The organism is Arthrobacter sp. C9C5 (assembly GCF_013359735.1).
GTDB lineage: Bacteria > Actinomycetota > Actinomycetes > Actinomycetales > Micrococcaceae > Arthrobacter.
In genome coordinates this window covers 1-5,433 of sequence record NZ_JABFMX010000039.1, presented here as the reverse complement: position 1 = coordinate 5,433, position 5,433 = coordinate 1, and the positions used below count along the sequence as shown (strand labels likewise).

General features: G+C 64.7%; 5 protein-coding genes and 1 pseudogene. 4 read left to right on the top strand and 2 right to left on the bottom strand.

Going from position 1 to position 5,433, the window contains the following annotated elements; translation table 11 throughout:
- Positions 1-482: 482 nt before the first annotated feature.
- Together HNO80_RS18250 and HNO80_RS17665 are read right to left on the bottom strand one after the other, a co-directional pair.
- Positions 483-1,663 (bottom strand): annotated as a pseudogene (locus HNO80_RS18250) (IS30 family transposase).
- Between the two features lie 126 nt (positions 1,664-1,789).
- Positions 1,790-2,368, bottom strand: a complete 579-nt coding sequence (locus tag HNO80_RS17665; RefSeq protein ID WP_349627395.1) for a TetR/AcrR family transcriptional regulator — start codon at positions 2,366-2,368, stop codon at positions 1,790-1,792.
- A 129-nt stretch (positions 2,369-2,497) separates the two neighbouring features.
- Here HNO80_RS17665 and HNO80_RS17660 point away from each other — a divergent pair, with 129 nt between their 5' ends.
- The 4 genes from HNO80_RS17660 to HNO80_RS17810 all read left to right on the top strand — a co-directional run.
- On the top strand, positions 2,498-3,208 hold the full coding sequence (locus HNO80_RS17660; protein WP_175324156.1) for an SDR family oxidoreductase: 711 nt from the start codon (positions 2,498-2,500) through the stop codon (positions 3,206-3,208).
- Positions 3,209-3,348: 140 nt separating this feature from the next.
- Positions 3,349-4,026 carry an NADPH-dependent F420 reductase gene (locus HNO80_RS17655; RefSeq protein ID WP_175324155.1) on the top strand — a complete coding sequence of 226 codons (678 nt, stop codon included), beginning with the start codon at positions 3,349-3,351 and terminating at the stop codon, positions 4,024-4,026.
- Between the two features lie 89 nt (positions 4,027-4,115).
- The gene (locus tag HNO80_RS17650; RefSeq protein WP_175324154.1) at positions 4,116-5,117 is read left to right on the top strand and encodes an alcohol dehydrogenase catalytic domain-containing protein; all 1,002 of its coding nucleotides are present in this window, start codon (positions 4,116-4,118) and stop codon (positions 5,115-5,117) included.
- A 105-nt stretch (positions 5,118-5,222) separates the two neighbouring features.
- A partial coding sequence (locus HNO80_RS17810) for a hypothetical protein (protein ID WP_217501051.1) occupies positions 5,223-5,433 on the top strand: 211 nt, incomplete at its 3' end.

Sequence of the window (5,433 nt, the reverse complement as noted above, 5' to 3'; positions counted from 1 at the left end):
CGAAAACCTCCGCAGCGTCCGCTGGAGCAACCGACCCCCAGGGATTCTGCCGGCCTAATCTTAGGGAGGTTTGGGGCAAGATGTGAGCTGATTGGGTATCAGCTAGCCCTTGCGGTCTGCGACCATTCTCTGCAGCACGACTCACCGTCACCGGACGGGTCCACTACCAAGAAGAATTGTGGGGCCACTCCCCCACAGTTACTCGTATTGTCCGAACCCGATAACCGACGGTATGACACCCTGTACTCGGCCTACCTCATCAGATCGGTCAGGCCAGCCCTCCGCAGCAGCCATTCCACAGATGAAGCCAGAAGTTTAAGGCGGGGCCACGTACCACCGTCACAAGCTGCCCAGCGGGTCACGAAGTGCGGCCAGAAATGACTGTCGCACCGAAGCCGTCCAAAGCTGCAATAAGTCACCCCGCCGGGCATAAGGCGGCGGACAGCATCGGCAAAGTCAACTGGTGGGAGCAACGCGGGTGGTTATGCCGCTTGTAGCAGCTGGTTCAGCCGGTTGGCCGGGGTCTCCAGATTGAGGGTGGGCCGGGGCCGGCGGTTTAGCTTCGCGGCGACCCGACGGAGGTCCTCGGGGGTGTGGACGGATAGGTCAGAGCCCTTCTCGAACCAGAACCGCAGGAGCCTGTTGGTGTTCTCGTTGGTCCCGCGTTGCCAGGGCGAGTGGGGGTCGCAGAAGTAGAGCGTCGTCTCCAGCGCAGTTTGGATACGGGCGTAGTCGGCCAGTTCTGTTCCGCGGTCCCACGTGATTGACCGGCGCAGGTGGTCCGGGAGTTGGCCCATCTCCCGGATCATCGCGGCAGCGACCGTCTCGGCGGTGTGGTCCCCGGGGAGGTGGAGGAGGATCGTGAACCTGGTCGAGCGCTCAACGAGGGTGCCGATCGCAGTTCCGTCGCAGCCGATTATGAGGTCCCCTTCCCAGTGCCCGGGCACGGCCCGGTCCTGGACTTCGGCCGGGCGCTCACTGATCTTGAACGCCTCCTTGTAGGGGCTGTTCCTAGTCCGGTCCGCCGCATGGGGCACTCGCTGCTTCCGCTTCAGGCTGAGCTTTTCCGCCAGGTCGGCCCGCAGGCTACCGCGGGATTGGACATACAACGCCTGGTAGATCGTCTCGTGGCTCACCTGCATAGTCTGATCGTCGGCGAAGTAGAAGGCCAACATCGCCGAGATCAGTTTCGGACTCCAACCATCATCCATCCACACCCCGATCAGCCGGCACAAGGCCTCGTCTTCGACCAGTTTCAACGGTTTGGGCCGGCGGACTGATGCGCTTTTGCGTGGGCTATCGAGGCGAAATACTCCCCGTCGTCACCGGTATTCCGGTTCACCTCCCGCCACACCACGGACTTGCCCCGCCCAATCAGCTCGCCGATCCTGGCGTAACTCATTCCGCTGCGCAGACCCATCTGGATCATGCCCCGCTCCGCAAGCCCAAGCGCCCGGCCCGGCCCCTCCGGCGAAGGGGCCGGATCGGCGAGCCCGCCGACAGCCCCCATGTTCACACTCATCATCCGCCCAGACTGAGCCCACCATTTCCCACCGGTCTGACGCGCAGCACCGACACGCCGGGCCGCAGCAAAAACCGACATCCCGCCACACACCAAATCAAAGAACTCAGTACGGGTCTCCAGGGAAAACACTTTGCCCATCAAACGCTCCATCTATCAGAGCGTTGCAACGACCCTATGACTTTGCCATCGAAGCCATGATCAGAAGTGCCCCCGGCGTTTCCGGAAGCGAACCTGGTCCGGTCACCCGGATTCTTGGGTAGGGGCCTACTGGTTCGGGCAAGCGTCGTTGATCAAGAGGCGGGCAAGGTGGAGTGCGCGCTGACCGTAGGTTGGGCCGTCGAGGACCGCGGCGGTGGCGTAGGCCCCGTTGAGGACGATGAGTAGCTCGTCCGCGAGTTGGTCGGGATCCAAGGCGTTGGCGTCGACGGCGAGGGCGCGGAACCAGTCCCGTACCTGTTGCTTATGATCGACGGCGGCCAAATGTGCAGGGTGCCCGCCCTCCGGGAACTCGGTGTTGGTATTGAGCATCGGGCACCCGCGATAGGTGGGGTTCGCGGCGTCGCCGGCGACAACCTCGAAAACCGCCGCCAGCTTGGCAGCCGGGGAGGATGATTCCTCGGCCGCTTGATGCATGCGCTCGAACCAGGCGTCCGCGCGCCCCTGCACATAAGCGGTGGCAAGGGTGTCCTTGGTGGGAAACTGGCGGTAGATCGTTGCGTTGCCTACACCGCACTCCTTGACCACCGTGTCCATGCCGACGGCCCGGATGCCCCGCTGGTAGAACAGGCGCGTTGCTACCCCGAGCACCATGCGTCGGTTCTCCTCACCACTCCTGCGTACCACTTCCCCGCGCTCCTTCTGAATCTTCACTCGCTGTTCGCTTCCTCCAGTTTGACAGACGGATCGTTCCGTCACAAACTGTTGCAGAACGATCCGTCACATCGGGTCGAGCGCTTACTGCAGGAGAACCCCTTGAGCAACTACAACTTCGCCGGGACGCACGTCGTGGTCATCGGCGGCACCTCGGGCATCGGACGCGCCGTCGTGGAGCATGCAGCCGCGGCCGGGGCACGTGTCACGGCCGCAGCCCGAACCACGGAGGATGTCACATTGCCCGCCAGGGTGGCGCTGGAAAGTGTGGACCTCGCGTCCTCGTCCTCTGTGGAATCTCTGTTCGAGCGGATCGGGGACTTCGATCACCTCGTCCTTTCCGCTGGTCCCGGCGCCATGGGCACGGTCCGTGAGTTGTCCTCTGACGAAGCCCGCCCGTTCATGGACACCAAGTTCTGGGGTTACTATGACGCGGTCCGTGCCGCCGCTGGCCGAATTTCCGAAGACGGATCGATCACCCTCGTCGGTGGCGCCGCAAGCCGAAAGCACGCTCCGGGCCGTCCGATGATGGCCGCGATAAACGCCGCGCTGGAGGCCCTCGGCAAGGCAAACGCCATCGATCTCGCCCCGGTGCGCGTCAACGTGATCGCTCCGGGCCTTGTGGACACCCCCGCCTACGCCGGGATGCCGGAGCAAGTGCGCCAGGGCATGCTGGACGGCTACGCCGCCAGTGTTCCGGCCGGACGCGCCGGACTACCGGAAGACGTCGCCACCGCGGCCATGTTCCTGATGGAGAACACCTTCGTCACCGGCACCGTCCTAGACGTCGATGGCGGCGTCCAAGTCATCTGAGGTGCCCCTAATGCGTGAAAAGTTGTCGCCAGTGACGGCTTCGTCGCTCCCTGGTGCACCTCGTCATCACTAAGGCATAGGCCGCAAAATCAGTTTCACTATCCTCGCCCGCTAGACACGTCCAAATACTAGGAGAACTCATGAAAATAGCAGTCCTCGGAACCGGCTCTGTCGGCCGTATCATTGCAGCCCGCCTCGCCGAATTAGGTCACACCGTGGCCATGGGCACCCGCGACCCGCAGGCCACCCTGGCCCGCACCACCGCCGATGCCATGGGAAACCCGCCGTTCGCCGGCTGGGCACACGAGAACCAGGACATCAGCGTCGCCTCCTTCGCGGACGCCGCTGAAGGCGCCGAATTCGTTATCAATGCCACGAACGGAGCTGCGTCCCTTGAGGTTCTCGGACAGGCCGGGGCGGAAAACCTGGCGGGCAAGGTCATCCTCGACATCGCCAACCCTTTGGACTTTAGCAACGGCATGCCCCCGACGCTCTTCGTCAAGGACACGGATTCCTTGGGAGAGCAGATCCAGCGTGCCTTCCCGGAGGCGCGTGTTGTGAAGTCCCTGAACACCCTCAATGCCGGCCTCATGGCCCGTCCGGCGACGCTCGCCGACCCCGGCACTGTGTTCGTTTCCGGCGACGACTCTGACGCCAAAAACACCGTCGCCGGGCTGCTGAAGGACTTCGGCCACCAGGACGTGATCGACCTCGGCGACATCACCACCGCCCGCGGCACCGAGATGCTCCTGCCCGTCTGGCTCCGCCTCTGGGGCGCACTCGGCACACCCGAATTCAACTTCAAAATCGTCCGCTGACCCCCGTGGATTCTGCCGGCAACACCGCCGCGCCCCGCCCAACGGGCGCTACTGACCACTCACCTGTACTGACGAAAGGCACCGTCGCCATGAAAGCCATTCAATTCACCGCTCCCGGCACTTCGCTGGAGACCGTCGAGATCGGCGTCCCCGAGGTCCCCCACGGGCACGTCCTTATTAAGGTCGCCGCCAACGGTATCTGCCACAGTGACTCCATGCCCGCGGCAGGCTTCGCCTCTTCCTACCCCCGGACCCCAGGGCACGAGGTCGCCGGAACCGTGGCAACCCTTGGCGAAGGTGTCACGCAGTGGACCGAGGGCCAGCGCGTTGGTGTGGGTTGGTTCGGCGGGGCATGCTTCGAATGCGATCCGTGCCGGCGGGGGGACTTCGTCTCCTGCCAGGCAGGGAAGATCACCGGCCTGACCTCTGACGGCGGCTACGCCGAATACTTGGTGGCCCCGGCCGAAGCCCTCGCCGCGATCCCTGACGCGCTCAGCTTCGCCGACGCGGCCCCGCTGATGTGCGCGGGTGTGACCACGTTCAACGGGCTCCGCCACAGCGGCGCGCGCCCCGGAGATCTCGTTGCCGTCCTTGGACTCGGCGGCCTCGGTCACCTCGGAGTGCAGTTCGCTGCCAAGATGGGCTTCGAAACCGTCGCCATCGCACGCGGCGCCGAAAAGGAACCCTTCGCCAAGGAACTCGGCGCGCACCACTACATCGACAGCACCACCGCCGACGTCGCCGCCGAACTCAAGCGCCTCGGCGGCGCCAGCGTCGTCCTGGCCACCGTCACCGACGCCCCGTCCATGTCGGTCACCATCCCCGGTCTCGCAGCCCGCGGGCGGCTTGTCGTCCTCGGGGTCCCCCACGAGCCCCTCGCCGTCAGCGCCGCCGACCTCGTCATGGGCAGCAGCTCCGTCGCCGGCCACGCCTCGGGCACGGCGAAAGACTCCGAAGACACACTCCGCTTCGCGGCTCTCACCGGCGTGCGCCCCATGATCGAGACCTACCCCCTCGAGAACGCCGCAGAAGGCTTCGACCGCATGATGTCAGGCAAGGCACGATTCCGCGTCGTCCTCACCAACGACTAGCGCACGGTAGGCCCGGCCTCCTCCGCAAGATGCATCCGGAGGAGGCCGGGCAACGCACGTTCCATGCCGAGGACGGGATGACTTCCGGGATTCCCGAGGCGGCCCTTGGGCTGGCAATCAAGAATTCGTCGCGATCTGCGCATCCAATTACACCTGTTGGCGCCGGCCGAACCTGAGCACGGCTTCTGCGCCGTGGTCTTCCACATACGAACGGAGAACGGGAATCTCATGCAATCCATGGCAGGAAAGACGGTCCTGATTACCGGCGGCACCGGCGGAATCGGGAAGGCCACAGCGCTGGGACTGGCGGCCCGGG